The following is a 16,244-nucleotide window of genomic DNA, read 5'->3' on the forward strand; positions in this document are numbered from 1 at the left end:
GCCAGGATCAAACTCTCCATAATAGAGAACTTAAAAAGCTCATTTTGTTTTGCTGGCATCATCATTAAATGATGTCATTTCTTTTGCTTGAAGAACTAGTCTATCAAGCTATATTTCTTAACGTTTTGCATGTTCAGTTTTCAATGTTCATTGCGCCGTTTCGTTTTGGCGACTTTAATATCATACCAAATCTACTTTTCAATGTCAACAACTTTTTTTAAATTGTTTTTCGTGAAATTCGAAGTAAAAATGAGAACTTGATTACTATACCACCATGTGTGCACCTTTTACAAGGGTTTTATACAAAAAAATAAATAAAACTTTCGGCGCACTATATATAGTGATGTAAATTAAAAGAGATACTACCAATGGTAGTATCTCTTTCCTTGTTCCCTTTAATCTCTATGACGCATTGTAGGGAATAATAGGACATCGCGAATAGACGGAGAATTTGTTAATAACATTACCAAACGATCTATCCCGATTCCTAGTCCTCCTGTAGGTGGCATTCCATATTCTAAAGCTTCTAAGAAATCCTCATCCATTTCATGTGCTTCATCATTTCCAGCAGCTTTTTCTTCTAATTGTGCTTCAAAGCGTTGACGTTGATCGATAGGATCGTTCAACTCCGTGAATGCATTAGCATGCTCACGACGAACTATAAACAACTCAAAACGATCAGTAAAGCGTCCATCTTCTGAATTTTTCTTCGCAAGCGGAGAAACCTCTACTGGATGACCATAGATAAATGTTGGTTGAACTAAAGTCTCTTCTACTTTTTGCTCAAAGAATTCATTTAACACATGTCCTACTTCCATAGAAGGTTTCACATCTACACCATGTTCTTTAGCCAATGCATGAGCATCCTCTTTCGTCATCTCTTTCCAGAAATCAACTCCAGTTGTCTCTTTAACCGCATCAGCCATATGCCAACGTCTCCAGCCAGGCGCTAAATTAATCTCATCGTCTCCATATTTAACGGTAGAAGAACCTAGAACTTCCTGCGCTACATGCGCTACCATGTTCTCTGTCAGGTTCATAATATCTTTATAATCAGCATACGCCTCATATAACTCAATCATTGTAAACTCTGGGTTATGTCGAGTAGATACACCTTCGTTACGGAACACACGACCTATTTCATATACCTTTTCCAGTCCACCTACAATTAGGCGTTTTAAATGTAATTCGATTGCAATACGTAAGTAAAGCTCCATATCTAACGCATTATGATGCGTAATAAACGGACGAGCTGCTGCCCCTCCTGCTACAGTATGTAACAATGGTGTTTCTACTTCTAAGTAGCCCTGGCTATCTAAGTAACGACGCATCGATTGAATGATTCGACTTCTAGTGATAAATGTATTTTTGCTTTCCTCGCTAGTCATTAAATCTAAATAGCGTTGGCGATAGCGTTGTTCCACATCTTTTAAGCCATGAAATTTTTCCGGCATTGGACGTAATGACTTTGTTAAGAAGGTAAATTCTGTTGCTTTTACTGACAATTCACCTACCTGAGTTCTAAATACATTTCCGCGAACTCCTACAATGTCTCCTAAGTCAGCTGTTGTAAATAGTTCATAGGCATCTTCACCGATTGCATCTTTTCGTACATATATCTGAATTTGCCCACCCAAGTCTTGGATATGCGCAAAGCCAGCTTTCCCTTTTCCACGCTTGGTCATAATTCGACCTGCAACCACTACTTCGTGAGATGTTTCTTCTAACTGTTCTTTTGTGAACTCATCAAATTCAGCAATAACTTGATTACTTAAATGAGTTCTTTCATATTTACCACCAAAAGGATCTAATCCTTTTTCTTGTATGGTAGTCATCTTCTGGCGTCTCACCAAAAGTTGATCATTTAATTCTTCCATGTTAGACATTTCCTTCACTCCTTTTGCAATCTATTATTCGCAAGTATCATTTACGTTGCATTTATTGTACACAATTTCAGGGTTCTCTTCATCTTTTATTTCACAATCGAAGATTTTTCATTTTTCTGACGTATGATAAAAACGGAAAGAGCCGCCACTTGTCGTGACAGCCCACTAATTAAGCAAGAATTGTACTAGCCTCATTATATTCCTTTGAGGATTCTTCTGCAAAGAATCGTAAGTAGTCCTTAAGCTCTTGAGCAGTTTCTGTTTGGTTTATCATATTTCTTGCTGTACCATTCCCTCGAATGCCTTTAAGGTACCAAGATGCATGCTTACGCATTTCACGAACGGCAATGCCTTCTCCCTTTAAAGCTGTTAAACGATCAAAATGTAATAAACATACATCTATTTTCTCTTGGACTGTCGGCTCTGGTTTCAATTCTCCTGTTTCTAGGTATTCCACTGTACGATAAATCATCCATGGATCCCCTAAAGCAGCGCGTCCAATCATTACTGCGTCGACACCTGTTTCCTCTAACATACGCTTCGCATCTTGCGGTGTATTTACATCACCGTTACCGATGACAGGTATATTTACTGCTTCCTTTACTTGGCGGATTAAATCCCAATTTGCATGACCTTCATACATTTGCACACGAGTACGTCCATGAACGGCAACTGCTGCTCCACCAGCTCGTTCCACAGCTTGAGCATTTTCAACCATGTATAAATGCTCTTCATCCCAGCCAGTGCGCATTTTAACACTTACCGGTTTTTTTACGTTATCTACAACTGCAGAAACCATTTCATATATCTTGTTAGGGTCTAGAAGCCATCTTGCACCAGCTTCACATTTTATAATCTTGTTAACTGGGCACCCCATGTTAATATCTATAATGTCTGCAGAAGTATGTTCATCTACATACTTAGCAGCTGCTACAAGCGTTTCCTTCTCACCACCAAAAATCTGAAGTGATAGTGGATTTTCTCGCTCATCAATATAAAGCATGCTCAAAGTCTTTTCGTTCTTAAACACGATCCCTTTATCACTGATCATTTCAGCGTAGACTAGTCCTGCTCCAAATTCTTTTACTGTTAGGCGGAATGCTGAATTACAGATACCAGCCATAGGAGCTAAAACTACTCGGTTATCCATTACGTGCTTACCAATTTGAAATGGTTTAGTTGATGTGTTAGTCATTATTCTTCACCTTCTTCTGCTACTCCTTTTAGTTCTTCTAGCTTTATATCAAGTATAGCAGCTATTTTTTCCAACTGTTTTTCGGTTGGAACACGCTTACCTTGTTCTATTTTGCCAAGTATAGACACAGACATATCCATTTCTTTTGCAAGTTCTACTTGCTTAATCATCTTTAACCTTCGAAATGCACGAATGCGTCGACCCCATCGAACGATTTCCATAAATGGACGCCCTCTTTCTGATCATGCACTATATTCGAAAAAGCTTGTTTTGTACTTGGATGGACTAATTCAGAGTTTATTTCCACAAGCGGAACAAGCACGAACCCTCTTTCTGTCATCCTAGGATGAGGAATGATTAGGTCTTCCGTTTTCATATTTTCTTCATTATACAACAAAATGTCAAGGTCTACAGTTCTCGGACCCCAGCGAACTAATCTCTTTCTTCCGAGCAAGTCCTCTATTTCGTTGCATTTTTTTAATAATTCATGAGGAGTATATAAAGTTTCAAGCTCTACGACTATATTTAAAAAAGCGGCTTGGTCCACGTATCCCACTGGATCTGTCTCATAGACCGATGACATCCTTTTTACCTCTATCTGTTTTGTCTCTTTCAATAAACCGACTGCCTCTTGTAAAAACTCTAAACGATTTCCAATATTAGAACCTAGAGAAATATATGCTAAATTCATATTGTACCTCTCGTTATATCGACAGCAACCGAAGTGTAGTGCCCAATAATCGGAGGATTTGGTTTCACTAAATGTATTCGACATCCACTTACCTTTTCTTTATACTCCTCCAGTATTCGAGAAGCAATTTTCTCAGCCACAGCTTCTATTAACAAATAAGGTCTTCCCTCCACTATTTGCTTACAAAGCTCAAATACCTCAGCATAGTTAACCGTTTCGTTTAAATTATCTGTTTCTCCAGCTTTTTTTAAGTCGCAAGCAAGCGTCACCGTTACTTTAAAAATTTGACCAAGCTTTGTTTCCTCTGGAAGCGCTCCATGAAAGCCGTAAAATTCTAAATCGTTTAAATGAATATAATCCATTCGTTAACCCTCCACTTTCATATCGGTGCCTTTGCCCATTAAAGCATCCATCATTTTTGTCATTCTTGCAATCTCCATGACATCATGCACTCTTACTATATGACAGCCAAGCTGGACACCATAGCAAACAGTGGCTCCTGTGCCCTCCATTCGCTCGTCCACAGGTAAATTTAACACATTGCCAATCATGCGCTTACGGGACGTAGCAAGCAATACTGGGTAGCCCATATCCACTAGGTCAGCTAAATGCTGCATCATTAAAATATTTTGTTCGTGAGACTTCGCAAATCCAATACCGGGGTCTAACCAAATATTTTCATAAGGAATACCTGCTGACCTTGCAATTTGAATGCTTTCTTCTAAATCCCGCTTCGCTTCTGTCCAAAAATCTACATAGTCTTCATTATCTCGATTGTGCATTAGAATAATAGGGACATTCAATTCTGCTGCCACCTCGGCAATCTTGGTATCTCTTTTGGCTCCCCAAATATCATTAATAATGTGAGCACCAGCTTCTATAGCTGCTCTTGCAACAGTAGATTTATATGTATCAATAGAAATAATAGCATTTACCTGCTGACTGATAGCCTTAATGACAGGCACCACACGTGCAATTTCTTCTTCGTCAGAGATGAGTGTGTATCCCGGTCTTGTAGATTCTCCTCCTACATCTATTATCTTTGCTCCTTCTGCCACCATTTGTTTTGCTCTAGCAACAGCTTGTTCTATCTCATTAAACTTTCCTCCATCTGAAAAAGAATCTGGCGTCACGTTTAGAATACCCATTATGATTGTTTCATTTCGAAAATCTAGTGTGACTCCTCCCATTTCAAATGGATGCGAGTTGTATTGTAAATTCATGCTATGTCCTCCTTTCTCCCTCTATACATTCTACGTATTGTTTATGAAGCACTTTATAAACAGAGCCCTGGTTACCCAAAAACTGTTTCTCCCCAATACTTTTAATCGGAACTATTTCCTGAACTGCGTTTGTTATAAATACCTCATCCGCCAATTCTAGTTGAGACTTTGTATAAAGACCTTCCGCTATATCCATTGTACAGTTTTTTAAAATCCACTTCCTAGTCGTGCCATTTAAAATACCAGTCTCTACTGAGGGAGTATATACTTTACCGTCCTTCACCCAAAAGACATTAGAAGTAATGCCTTCTGCAACAAAACCTTCTGCATTTACAAAAATTCCTTCCTGCGTGGCCAAAGAATCTATTTCAAATCTAGCTTGAACATTGTTTGCAAAGTGATGGGATTTATGACGTATGGAGCTTTCTGGAGAATTTCTGACAGTCTTTAACCAAATTGCTGACTTCTCTTTTCCTCGTACGGTAGAAGGAAGAGGCTTTCGAAATATAATAACAGTTGGTTGAGGATAATCGCTTGGCTGAAGACCAATGTCATGAATGCCTGCAGAGACATTTAATCGAAAATATCCATCTTCCCCGTTATTCGCTGCTGTTAATAAATTCACAGCCTTCAGAATAGACTGCTTCTCATATGGTATTGCAATTCGAAAGTCTGACAGCGCCTTCGAGAGTCTTGACCAATGCTCGTCCCACAAAAAAACTTCGCCATTGTAAGTTCGAAACGTTTCGAAAAAGCCTAGACCATACAAAAAGCCATGATCATAGGCTGATACTGTCAGTTCATTTGCTTTAAATAGCTGTCCATCCTTCCATGCCTCCATTTAAAGCATCTCCTTAGCGTAACAGTGATCTTTCACAAAATTTTGGATTAGCTTTTTCCCTTCCTCCGTCATAATAGATTCGGGATGGAATTGTACGCCTTCTACCGCAAACTCTTTGTGACGCAGCCCCATTATTTCTCCCTCTTCCGTCCACGATGTAACTTCGAGACAGTCTGGAAGGGATTTTCTTTCCACTATTAAAGAATGATAGCGAGTAGCATAGAACGGGTTAGGCATGTCCTTATTTACACCCTTATCATCATGAAAGACTAGAGACGTTTTCCCGTGCATCAATCGTTCTGCGCGAATTACTTTACCGCCAAAAGCTTGACCAATTGATTGATGCCCTAAACAAACCCCTAGTATAGGAATTTTTCCTGCGAAATAGGTTATTACATCTAAGCTAATGCCTGCCTCATTCGGAGTGCAGGGACCGGGAGACACAACGATGATTTGAGGTGACAATCGTTCAATCTCTTCTATAGAAAGCTCATCATTACGGACGACCCTTACCTCTACACCCTGCTCTCCGATGTATTGCACAAGGTTGTAGGTAAAAGAATCGTAGTTATCAATCATTAATATCATTTGCTTCCCCCTTCTGCCATTGCCTTCGCCTGCCATAATGCCTTCGCTTTGTTAATCGACTCCTTATATTCTGCGCTAGGCTTCGAATCAATCACAATACCTGCTCCAGCTTGGATATGTGCCATTCTATCTTGAATAAACGCCGTCCGGATAACAATATTAAGCTCTATATCCCCTGAATAACCAAGCCATCCTATAGAACCTGTATACAAACCTCTTCGCACAGGCTCTAATTCTTCAATTATTTCCATCGTTCTTATTTTAGGAGCGCCAGTAATAGTACCACCTGGGAACATTGCCCGTACTATATCTGCGTTTGTGACACCAGGACGTAACTCTCCTTTTACATTGGAGACGATATGCATGACATGAGAATATCGCTCAATCGCCATGAACTCATTCACTTCAACGGTGCCATAGGCAGAAACACGTCCTAAATCGTTCCGTTCCAAATCAACAAGCATTACATGCTCAGCACGCTCTTTTTCATTTTCAATCAGCTCATTAGCCAACAATATATCCTCTGCTTCGTCTTTTCCTCTAGGTCTTGTACCAGCAATAGGACGTGTAGAAAGTTCCATTCCCTTTTTCTTCACTAACAGTTCTGGAGATCCCGATACAACAGCAAAGTCCGGAGAATGTATATACGCCATATAAGGAGAAGGATTGAAAGTACGTAATGCCTCATACATCTCGATGGGTGATGCCTTTAACTCTTTTGATTGGCGAACTGATAAATTAACTTGGAATACATCTCCTTGAGCAATATAATCTTGAATTTTTAGAGTAGCCGCTTTAAATTCCTCTGCACTAACAGATACATGTAGCTGAGCTGAGTCCTCATTAAATTCAGTGGCAGCTCCCGGTAGAAATATTCTGGACGATATGCCTTGGTCAGCTGCCTGTCTGTATTGTTCCTCCATTTTAACTAAATCCTCTTTACTGTTGGAGAGCTTCATCAGTGTTACCACTTCTGTCTCTACATCTAAAACAGCCCAGCAGTCTAGCAGGTAAAAATAGATATCCGGTATTTGCAAATCGTCTTTTGAGAGATTTGGTAGGGATTCTATCTTTCTAGCATAATCATAGCTAATAAAACCAGCAGCCCCTCCTTGAAAATCGGGAAGCTTTTCATCGTAAAGGATTTTATAGTCAGCAATGAGTCGCTCTAGCTCCTCTAAAGGTTCACCTGCTCTAAATTCTTTTTCTCCTTCTCTCCAAACAATGTGGATTCCCTTCTCATCAGACTTAACAGTAGCTAAAGGATTCCATGCTGCAACAGAAAGATGCCCACCTCTCCCGCTCTCTAAGAACAAATGATGTGTTTCATTTTTGGTAAGTTCTTTATATCCATAAAAAAATGCCTCTTTAGACATTTGAAAAGAATGTGTATCAAGGTATAATTCCACTATTTTTATCCCCCTAAAAAAACAATCTGACTTCATCTTAACGCGAAACTGTTGCTTTTTGCCACAAAAAAGAGAGGAAGTAAATAAACTTCCTCTCATGAAATCAACTATTATGAAATTAACATCCCAAGCACTTAATTAGTCTTCGAATTGATAAAGAGGTGTGCTTAAGTAACGCTCACCGTTATCAGGGATAACAGCAAGAACTTTTTTACCTTTGCCAAGCTGTTTTGCCAGCTGAAGCGCTCCATATATAGCAGCTCCTGCAGAAACTCCGCCTAAAATCCCTTCGTTTTTAGCTACTTCACGAGAAGTTGCATAAGCGTCCTCGTTAGAAACTTGAATAATGGAATTGTATAACTCTGTATCTAATACTTCTGGTACAAACCCTGCTCCAATTCCTTGGATTTTATGGGGTCCTGGTTTACCACCAGAAAGAACACTAGAATCTTTTGGTTCAACAGCAGCAATATGAATGTTTGGGAATTTTTCCTTCAACACGCCACCAGCACCTGTGATTGTACCACCAGTACCTATTCCTGCAACAAATCCATCTAATTGGTCAAACGCTTCAACAATTTCAGGACCAGTTGTTAAACGATGTACCTCTGGGTTAGCTGGATTATTAAATTGTTGGGGCATGAACCAGCCATTTTTGTCCGCTAATTCTTGCGATTTCGCAATTGCTCCCTTCATACCGTCTGCTCCAGGAGTTAAAACTAATTCCGCACCGTAAGCACGAAGTAGGTTTCTACGCTCTAAGCTCATTGTATCAGGCATTACTAATACCGCTTTATACCCTTTAGCTGAGGCAATCATCGCAAGTCCAATTCCTGTGTTTCCGCTAGTCGGTTCGATAATAGTACTGTCAGCAGTTAATTTACCCGATTTTTCAGCATTTTCAATCATTGCTAGAGCAATACGGTCTTTTACGCTGCTACCTGGGTTGAAGTATTCTAATTTTACGTAAACTTCAGCATCTTCTGGGTTAGTCACTCTGTTTAGTTTGACAATCGGTGTTTTACCTATTAAATCCGCTACACTATTCGCTAACTTTGCCATTCTACGATTCACTCCTAATCCCTACTTGATTGATAGGTTTTATTTCCTATATCATATCAATCTTAGAGAACTACTGTCAATTAATACAGTTCGCCAAATAAAGTAAATTTTTTCGAGGTAAGACCAACTAAATTATTGGAGCCTCTCTTAATTTTATGCGACTTCAAACAAAAATAGTCTACCTATAATTCTCTCTATCAATACAGTGTTTCCAAAAATAAATATTCTTCTATAGTTCCTTTTTACTGTTCATTTCTCTGTCAGTGTTTTAAAAAAACTCACATAAAAATGAGTCTGAAAAATAATTGTTACTACAAGCTCATTTCGGTAGTTTGCTAACTACTTATTTTCTTTACGATAAATAAAAAGACAAAGAAAACCAAGAATTGAGAATCTCGCTTTTCTTTGTCCATCGCCTGACGCATAAAAAATATTTTTGTTTATTGTTCACCGTATATCCACTCTGCTTTATATTCCTGCCAGAATGATTCTTGAGTTACGGATTGGGGTATTTGGCTCAGCGCAAGCTCTCGCTTTATATGGCCTTCTACTTCATCATAAGAGAAGGCTTGCCCTTCAAATATATTCTGTACAAGTGCTATCGCGTACCTGCCATCCTTAAGTGCAATTACCCCACTCGTTTTTCCTTCTTTAACCTTTGCTAAAGCTTCAACTATAGCTTCATCTATCGAGTCAGTGCCTTTTGAAATGTAGCCGACATCTCCCCCTAAGCTCGCAGAGCTAGGATCTATGGAGCGCTCTCTTGCTAATCCATCAAAGGAAGAGCCATCCTTTAATTCTGTTAAAACAGCATTACCTTCCTCTTCTGTAGCAACATAAATTAAACTAGTACGATAGGAAGTTGGGATATTATAGAGATTTTTGTTATTTTCATAGAAATCTTTCATCTCTTTCGCCTCTACGTTTATATCTTTTGCCAATACCTTTTCTAAAATTAAACGAGCGCGAATTTTTTTCCTTAATACCTCTTCGTCATATGCTTGAAGGGAAGTGTCTGTGCCTTCCCTTGTAGAACGTATTAATGCCAGCTCTAAATTTATTTCATCATCAGTTACCTTAATATCGTTTTTCTTAGCTGCAGCTTCCATTACCTCTGCATTAACCATGTCCAATAGTACTTCTTTCCCGTACACCATTTCCATTGTAGCCATCCATTGCTCTTTCGTAATAACCTTTCCATCAACTGACGCGACTTCTTCAGATGCTTTTGCTTGTCGATCATTTGGTATTAACCAAGCTATAAACCAAAGTAGGTTGCCAAGTAAAAGTATACCAAGTACTACAAGTACCGGTTTAGTTTTTAAATGTCGTTTAGGTTGAGTTGGAATATTATTATGAATTGATTTCATCGATAAAGGACTCCAGTTCATTTACTGAGTAATTATATTTTTCCATACAGAAGTGACAATGAGCCTCTGCCCCTCCGTCCTCTTCTATCATGTCCCGGATTTCACTTTCTCCTAAGCTAATAATAGCACTGCCAAATCGATCTTTAGAGCAATTACATTCAAACGCCACAGGCATATTATTTAATATTTGTACATTGTCCTCCCCTAAAATTTCAAACAATAGTTGCTCGGGAGTTAATCCTCTTTCGATTAATTTGGACACTGGTTCCATTTTATTTAAATGTTCTTCAATAATTGTAATTGTTTCATCATCTGTTCCTGGTAATAACTGAATGATAAATCCTCCAGCCGCCAAAATAGAGTTATCTGGATTTACTAAAACCCCTAACCCTACAGAGGAGGGAACCTGTTCAGATACTGCATAATAGTACGTGAAGTCCTCTGCTACTTCGCCAGAAACAATTGGTACTTGTCCTGTAAAGAAATCACGCATACCTAAATCCTTCACAACAGTCAAAGTACCTTCTGTTCCTACTGCACGACGAACATCCAGCTTACCAACGGCATTCAAGTCAAAATGTACTTGAGGATTGGTTACATATCCACGAACCTCACCTTTTGCATTGCTATCAATGATCATTGGACCAATAGGACCGTCGCCTTCCACTTTAACCGTTAACTTGTCCTCACCTTTTAACATTGCCCCCATCATAACGGCTGCTGTCATTGATCTACCAAGTGCTGCAGAGGCAGTTGGCCACGTTTGATGACGTCGTTGCGCCTCTCCTACTGTATCTGTTGTGCGAACTGCAAATGCTCGTACACTGCCTTCAAAAGCCAGAGCTCTTACTAAATAATCATTCATTTATTTTATACCTCTTTCTTCTAAATTTCGTTGATAAATTAAATATAACCCTTTCAATGTCAAGAAGGGATCAATGATATCCATGACAGTCGACTCATTTCCTATTAAAGAAGCTAGCCCTCCTGTGGAGATAACTTTTGGTGCCTTTTTAGAAACTTTTTTCATCCTATTTACGATGCCCTCAACCTGCCCCACATATCCAAAAACAATCCCTGACTGCATGGCAGAAACTGTGTTTTTTCCTATAACATGCTCGGGAGTAGTAAGTTCAATCCTAGGAAGTTTACTAGCCTTTTCAAACAATGCTTCTGTGGAGATTCCGATGCCGGGCGCTATTGCTCCTCCCATATACTCTCCTTTTTCGTTGACATAACAGTATGTTGTTGCTGTTCCAAAATCAACAATTATTAAAGGAGCACCATATTCATGAATTGCCGCTACTGCATTGACAATACGATCTGCACCGACCTCACGTGGGTTTTCATATTTTATATTTAATCCCGTCTTGATACCGGGACCTACTACTAAGGGTTTTATACCGAAATATTTTTTACACATTGCCTCTAATGAAAACATGATTGGTGGAACCACCGAGGAAATAATAATACCTTCTATTTGTTCAAAGGATATATTCACATGGGAAAAAAGTGCTTTGACCTGCATCCCGAATTCGTCCTCTGTTTTACGACGGTCTGTTTCCATTCTCCAGTGATGGATCAGCTGATCATCTTGATAAACTCCTAAAACAATGTTCGTATTTCCTGTATCAAGCACAAGTATCATGAAGCTTTTCCTCACTTTACGTAGATTTCCAAAACATCATACCATATTTCCCACGGAATAAAAAAGCTGAGTGACTCGTCTAATGACGAAAATCACTCAGCTTTTATATATTATTATTTATCTGTAGGTCGTTTTTCTTGAAATGGACCTGATGTATCATCTGGACGTTCCTCTTGAATAGGACCTGCCTCGCTAGTTTCTCCATCCTCTTTTGGTAAGTCACCAATAGTAGGGTCAGAAACTGCACCTGTAGCATCAGATTTCTCATCTTTACTTAAATCAACAGCTTGGTTATCTTGGTCGTATTCACGAACCGGAAGAGTTCCATGCTCTTGTAAATGTAAGATTTGAGCAGCATCTAACGTTTCAACCTCTAATAACGTATTTGCGATTAAATCTAACAAATCGCGTTTCTCTGTTAAAATCTGTTTAGTTCGTTCGTATTGCTCTTTAATCATCGTTTGCATTTCATGGTCGATTTCATAAGCAATCTTATCCGAATAGTTTTGCTCTGAGTTAAAGTCGCGGCCCAAGAATACATTTCCTCCTTGAGTTTGACCAAATTGCATTGGTCCTAACTTGTCACTCATACCATATTCAGTGACCATTTTTCTCACTATACCTGTCGCACGCTGGAAGTCATTGTGAGCACCTGTAGATACCTCTCCAAAGACGATATCCTCAGCAACACGTCCACCAAGTAATCCTGAAACTTTATCCAGAAGTTCTGGTTTAGTCATGAAGTAACGGTCTTCTTTTGGAAGCATTACTGCATATCCTCCAGCTTGCCCACGAGGGACAATGGTTACCTTATGAACGATCTCTGCGTCATCTAGAGTTAACCCAACAACTACGTGCCCAGCCTCATGGAAGGCAACAATTTTACGTTCTTTTGGCGATATAACCTTACCTGATTTAGCTGGTCCAGCGATAACGCGATCCGTTGCTTCATCAATATCAGACATATCGATTTTTTTCTTATTTCTTCTAGCAGCAACAAGTGCAGCCTCGTTCAATAAGTTTTCTAAATCTGCTCCTGAGAATCCTGGTGTGCGTTGAGCAATCGCTTTCAAGTCCACTGTGTCATCTAAAGGCTTGTTACGTGCATGTACTTGAAGTACTGCTTCACGGCCCTTCACGTCCGGGCGACCTACAGTAATCTGACGGTCAAAGCGTCCAGGACGAAGAAGTGCTGGGTCTAAAATATCTGGTCTGTTTGTAGCCGCAATGATAATAATACCTTCATTTGCTCCAAAACCATCCATCTCAACTAGCAATTGGTTTAGTGTTTGCTCACGCTCATCGTGACCTCCACCAAGACCTGCTCCACGTTGACGACCAACTGCATCAATTTCATCGATGAAAATGATACATGGCGCATTTTTCTTCGCATTCTCAAACAAATCACGTACTCGTGATGCCCCGACACCGACGAACATTTCAACAAAATCAGAACCACTGATTGAGAAGAAAGGTACTCCAGCTTCGCCAGCTACAGCACGAGCAAGTAATGTTTTACCAGTACCTGGGGGACCTACCAAAAGAATCCCTTTCGGTATACGTGCTCCAATTTCCACGAATTTGCGTGGATCTTTTAAGAAATCTACAACTTCTACTAGTTCTGCTTTTTCTTCATCTGCACCTGCAACATCTGGGAATTTAACTTTTTTCTTGTCGTTATCATACAGTTTTGCCTTACTCTTACCGAAGTTCATCACACGGTTACCACCGCCCTGAGATTGGCTCAATAAGAAGAAGAATAAAATGATGATAATCAAGAAAGGTAGTAAGCCAGTGAAGAATTGTACCCAGCCACTTGTTTTAGAAGTTTCAATTACATCAATTTTCACTGAATTTGCTGTTGCTAGTGAATCTATTCTATCTAGCAATTTTTCACTATTATAAGGAAGTTTAGTTAAAAACTTTTCTCCTTCCTCATATCCTTTCATGGAACCTTCTACAAAGTAAACACCTTGTTCTGGTTGCATTGAAAAGTTGGTAACATCACCTTTTGAAAGTGAAGTCATAAATTCATCATAGCGAATATTTTTAGTAGGGGTATTATTTGTGTTAAACGTAGCAAAAATACCTACAATCACAAAAAATATCAATAAATACAATATGGCGTAGCGCAATGCTCGATTCATTCCTAGCCTCCTCACAAGGTAAACAGAAAAACTAATGATTATCTTAACATACGTTTTTTTTGGCGTACAATGAAAAGCCTTCTTAAAAAGGAACTTAAATTTAAGGCTATGTCCTCTATTGCTGTTTTTCTTTCAAAATTCTAATTTTGCTAGAAATGAGCAATTAGACGTTTACAAAACCTAGCTTAAAAAGAATAAACTTCTTTTTTTAGCACACCAACATATGGTAAGTTTCGGTATTTTTCTGCATAATCTAATCCGTAACCAACAACAAATGCATCTGGGACATTAAAACCAACATAATCTGCTTCTAAATCTACTTTTCTACCCGTAGGCTTATCCAACAGTGTGACAATTTTAATTGATTTTGCTTTGCGGTACTTAAATAGGTCCACTAAATAGCTTAACGTCATACCGCTATCAATGATATCCTCAATAATTAGAATATCGCGCCCTTCCACACTTGTATTCAAGTCTTTTACAATTTTTACTTCGCCGGAAGAAACAGTAGCATTTCCATAACTAGAAACATCCATATAGTCCATTTCAATATATGTATCTACACGTTTCATCAAATCAGACATAAATGGCATTGCACCTTTCAAGATTCCTATTGCAAGTGGAAACTTGTCCGCATAGTCAGCAGTCAGTTGTGCCCCAAGCTCAATTGTTTTCTCTTGAATCTGTTCTTCTGTCAATAAAATCTCTAGTATGTCTTTCTCTAGCATTTTTTAGTCCCCCTAATGATTAATACGCTTTAAATACATTACATAATTTTGCGAGTTGTATTGCTTCGAAAATTGTTCTCCATAGCGTAAGCCAATTACTGCAATTATATCATTTTTAGCTGTTACTAGTAATGGCCAAGATAAACGGGCCTCAGGAGAGATTTTCTCATCGATAAATAAACGGGAAACTTTTTTAGAGGAGGACATTCCTTTGATATGGATCCGGTCGCCCTGAGTCTTTTGTCTAATAGTAAGCGGCAAAGATTCACCCTCTAATTGTACAAAATACTTTTCACCGGTAATTTGGTCTGTTAAATTTCTCGTCAAGTAGATGAAAAAACCTGCACCACAATCAATCCAACAATCTTCCTTCATTACAATTTCCTGACTAACTACAGGTTCCTTATGATACGGAGTAAATTGTATGTGATTGTAATGGCGTGTGAGAGTAACAGCATTTGGCAAGTTTAATACTGTGTTGCCATCATGATTATTGCAAGCTGTAAGAATGGATTCAATCATTCGATCGTTAAGTAGTATATCGGAGTTTTTGTATAGATACTCTAATAGTAGTAGAATCACTCTTCTTTGTAAAGCAATGGGAACTGTAGAAAAGCTTACAGAATCTATAACAAATCCCCCTTCCTCATTAACTGTCACAAGCTGTTCATACTTTTCATTAGCCACCTCTTGAAGATACTCTTCATCCTGAAGCTGTTTTTCTACGAAATTCATTATTCGATCGCTTACATTTGGATTTTCTTCCTTCAAGAGAGGCACTAATCGATGACGGATTCGATTTCTTGTATATGTATGTTTGTCATTGCTTGGGTCATGTCTATGAAGTTGATTTTTGTCTAAAAGATATTCTTCAATTTCTTGCTTTGTAACTCCTAAAAAAGGACGGATAATTTGTCCCCTAGAAAAAGGCCTTTTTTTAGGTATCCCGGTAATAGTGGAACTATTAGTACCTCGGATTAGAGACATTAAGACAGTTTCAATTTGATCGTCAGCATGATGCCCTAGTAAAAGCTTATCGTAACTATTGGTATTCATAACGTGATTAAAGAAGGCATACCGTTCTTCTCTACAAATTACTTGGACATTGCCCCCCTCTTCCTCCACTCTTCGCATAACCTCTAATGCTGCAGAATAGAAAGGAAGGTTTAACTGATTCGCCAACTCTTTAACGAATTCCATGTCTTCTGCAGATTCCTTACCTCTTAACTGATGGTCAGTATGAACAATGCCTAACTCACAATGATAAAAGCTTTCCAATTCCTTCATCGCAAGTACAATAGCAACAGAGTCTGTTCCACCAGAACAAGCGATAAGAAGACGCTCTTCTTTCTCAATCAATCGGTATCGGTCTATATATTGCTTCACCTTCCGAACGAATGAATGCATCTTCTCATCTCTCCCTTCAATCTATCTACATAATTCTCTTCTATATAAG

The 16,244-nt window shown here is 38.8% G+C and carries 16 protein-coding genes; all 16 read right to left on the bottom strand.

Features of this window, described 5'->3' with window-relative positions:
- Nucleotides 1-395: 395 nt before the first annotated feature.
- A complete protein-coding gene (lysS, locus tag H9650_RS19195) occupies nt 396-1,886 on the bottom strand; it encodes a lysine--tRNA ligase (RefSeq protein WP_144541468.1) in 1,491 nt (496 codons plus the stop codon).
- Nucleotides 1,887-2,055: 169 nt separating this feature from the next.
- The gene (gene dusB, locus H9650_RS19200) at nt 2,056-3,081 is read right to left on the bottom strand and encodes a tRNA dihydrouridine synthase DusB (RefSeq protein ID WP_154311953.1); all 1,026 of its coding nucleotides are present in this window, start codon (nt 3,079-3,081) and stop codon (nt 2,056-2,058) included.
- Nucleotides 3,081-3,302, bottom strand: a complete 222-nt coding sequence (locus H9650_RS19205; RefSeq protein ID WP_144541472.1) for a helix-turn-helix domain-containing protein — start codon at nt 3,300-3,302, stop codon at nt 3,081-3,083. Before H9650_RS19205 ends, dusB begins: the two co-directional genes overlap by 1 nt.
- Nucleotides 3,254-3,772: a 2-amino-4-hydroxy-6-hydroxymethyldihydropteridine diphosphokinase gene (gene folK / locus H9650_RS19210; protein ID WP_144541474.1), complete on the bottom strand. Its 519-nt coding sequence runs from the start codon at nt 3,770-3,772 to the stop codon at nt 3,254-3,256. The genes H9650_RS19205 and folK overlap by 49 nt, the downstream gene beginning before the upstream one ends.
- Nucleotides 3,769-4,134 (bottom strand): dihydroneopterin aldolase, encoded by a 366-nt coding sequence (folB, locus tag H9650_RS19215; RefSeq protein WP_144541476.1) that lies wholly within the window; start codon nt 4,132-4,134, stop codon nt 3,769-3,771. Before folB ends, folK begins: the two co-directional genes overlap by 4 nt.
- 3 nt (nt 4,135-4,137) lie before the next feature.
- A complete protein-coding gene (folP, locus tag H9650_RS19220) occupies nt 4,138-4,995 on the bottom strand; it encodes a dihydropteroate synthase (RefSeq protein WP_144541479.1) in 858 nt (285 codons plus the stop codon).
- A gap of 1 nt (nt 4,996) precedes the next feature.
- Nucleotides 4,997-5,836, bottom strand: a complete 840-nt coding sequence (gene pabC / locus H9650_RS19225; RefSeq protein WP_144541481.1) for an aminodeoxychorismate lyase — start codon at nt 5,834-5,836, stop codon at nt 4,997-4,999.
- The gene (gene pabA / locus H9650_RS19230) at nt 5,837-6,424 is read right to left on the bottom strand and encodes an aminodeoxychorismate/anthranilate synthase component II (RefSeq protein ID WP_144541483.1); all 588 of its coding nucleotides are present in this window, start codon (nt 6,422-6,424) and stop codon (nt 5,837-5,839) included.
- Nucleotides 6,421-7,800 carry an anthranilate synthase component I family protein gene (locus H9650_RS19235; RefSeq protein ID WP_191697933.1) on the bottom strand — a complete coding sequence of 460 codons (1,380 nt, stop codon included), beginning with the start codon at nt 7,798-7,800 and terminating at the stop codon, nt 6,421-6,423. The genes pabA and H9650_RS19235 overlap by 4 nt, the downstream gene beginning before the upstream one ends.
- Before the next feature lie 171 nt (nt 7,801-7,971).
- Nucleotides 7,972-8,895, bottom strand: a complete 924-nt coding sequence (gene cysK / locus H9650_RS19240) for a cysteine synthase A (protein WP_144541485.1) — start codon at nt 8,893-8,895, stop codon at nt 7,972-7,974.
- A 440-nt stretch (nt 8,896-9,335) separates the two neighbouring features.
- Nucleotides 9,336-10,265 carry a peptidyl-prolyl cis-trans isomerase gene (locus tag H9650_RS19245; protein ID WP_191697925.1) on the bottom strand — a complete coding sequence of 310 codons (930 nt, stop codon included), beginning with the start codon at nt 10,263-10,265 and terminating at the stop codon, nt 9,336-9,338.
- Nucleotides 10,249-11,130: an Hsp33 family molecular chaperone HslO gene (gene hslO, locus H9650_RS19250; RefSeq protein WP_151111834.1), complete on the bottom strand. Its 882-nt coding sequence runs from the start codon at nt 11,128-11,130 to the stop codon at nt 10,249-10,251. The genes H9650_RS19245 and hslO overlap by 17 nt, the downstream gene beginning before the upstream one ends.
- Nucleotides 11,131-11,913 carry a type III pantothenate kinase gene (locus tag H9650_RS19255; protein WP_144541491.1) on the bottom strand — a complete coding sequence of 261 codons (783 nt, stop codon included), beginning with the start codon at nt 11,911-11,913 and terminating at the stop codon, nt 11,131-11,133.
- 113 nt (nt 11,914-12,026) lie between these two features.
- A complete protein-coding gene (ftsH, locus tag H9650_RS19260; RefSeq protein ID WP_191697926.1) occupies nt 12,027-14,060 on the bottom strand; it encodes an ATP-dependent zinc metalloprotease FtsH in 2,034 nt (677 codons plus the stop codon).
- A 185-nt stretch (nt 14,061-14,245) separates the two neighbouring features.
- Nucleotides 14,246-14,788, bottom strand: coding sequence for a hypoxanthine phosphoribosyltransferase (gene hpt / locus H9650_RS19265; protein WP_144541496.1), 543 nt, complete (start codon nt 14,786-14,788; stop codon nt 14,246-14,248).
- A 12-nt stretch (nt 14,789-14,800) separates the two neighbouring features.
- Complete coding sequence (gene tilS, locus H9650_RS19270; protein WP_154311955.1) at nt 14,801-16,195, bottom strand: tRNA lysidine(34) synthetase TilS; 1,395 nt, start codon at nt 16,193-16,195, stop codon at nt 14,801-14,803.
- Between the last annotated feature and the right edge of the window lie 49 nt (nt 16,196-16,244).

It is taken from the genome of Psychrobacillus faecigallinarum (assembly GCF_014836595.1).
In the GTDB taxonomy this organism is placed as follows: domain Bacteria; phylum Bacillota; class Bacilli; order Bacillales_A; family Planococcaceae; genus Psychrobacillus; species Psychrobacillus faecigallinarum.

Excerpts from the sequence above, each read along its gene's own strand:
- lysS (WP_144541468.1), bottom strand. The coding sequence starts at position 1,886 with ATGTCTAACATGGAAGAATTAAATGATCAACTTTTGGTGAGACGCCAG.
- dusB (WP_154311953.1), bottom strand. The coding sequence starts at position 3,081 with ATGACTAACACATCAACTAAACCATTTCAAATTGGTAAGCACGTAATG.
- H9650_RS19205 (WP_144541472.1), bottom strand. The coding sequence starts at position 3,302 with ATGGAAATCGTTCGATGGGGTCGACGCATTCGTGCATTTCGAAGGTTA.
- folK (WP_144541474.1), bottom strand. The coding sequence starts at position 3,772 with ATGAATTTAGCATATATTTCTCTAGGTTCTAATATTGGAAATCGTTTA.
- folB (WP_144541476.1), bottom strand. The coding sequence starts at position 4,134 with ATGGATTATATTCATTTAAACGATTTAGAATTTTACGGCTTTCATGGA.
- folP (WP_144541479.1), bottom strand. The coding sequence starts at position 4,995 with ATGAATTTACAATACAACTCGCATCCATTTGAAATGGGAGGAGTCACA.
- pabC (WP_144541481.1), bottom strand. The coding sequence starts at position 5,836 with ATGGAGGCATGGAAGGATGGACAGCTATTTAAAGCAAATGAACTGACA.
- pabA (WP_144541483.1), bottom strand. The coding sequence starts at position 6,424 with ATGATATTAATGATTGATAACTACGATTCTTTTACCTACAACCTTGTG.
- H9650_RS19235 (WP_191697933.1), bottom strand. The coding sequence starts at position 7,800 with ATGTCTAAAGAGGCATTTTTTTATGGATATAAAGAACTTACCAAAAAT.
- cysK (WP_144541485.1), bottom strand. The coding sequence starts at position 8,895 with ATGGCAAAGTTAGCGAATAGTGTAGCGGATTTAATAGGTAAAACACCG.
- H9650_RS19245 (WP_191697925.1), bottom strand. The coding sequence starts at position 10,265 with ATGAAATCAATTCATAATAATATTCCAACTCAACCTAAACGACATTTA.
- hslO (WP_151111834.1), bottom strand. The coding sequence starts at position 11,130 with ATGAATGATTATTTAGTAAGAGCTCTGGCTTTTGAAGGCAGTGTACGA.
- H9650_RS19255 (WP_144541491.1), bottom strand. The coding sequence starts at position 11,913 with ATGATACTTGTGCTTGATACAGGAAATACGAACATTGTTTTAGGAGTT.
- ftsH (WP_191697926.1), bottom strand. The coding sequence starts at position 14,060 with ATGAATCGAGCATTGCGCTACGCCATATTGTATTTATTGATATTTTTT.
- hpt (WP_144541496.1), bottom strand. The coding sequence starts at position 14,788 with ATGCTAGAGAAAGACATACTAGAGATTTTATTGACAGAAGAACAGATT.
- tilS (WP_154311955.1), bottom strand. The coding sequence starts at position 16,195 with ATGCATTCATTCGTTCGGAAGGTGAAGCAATATATAGACCGATACCGA.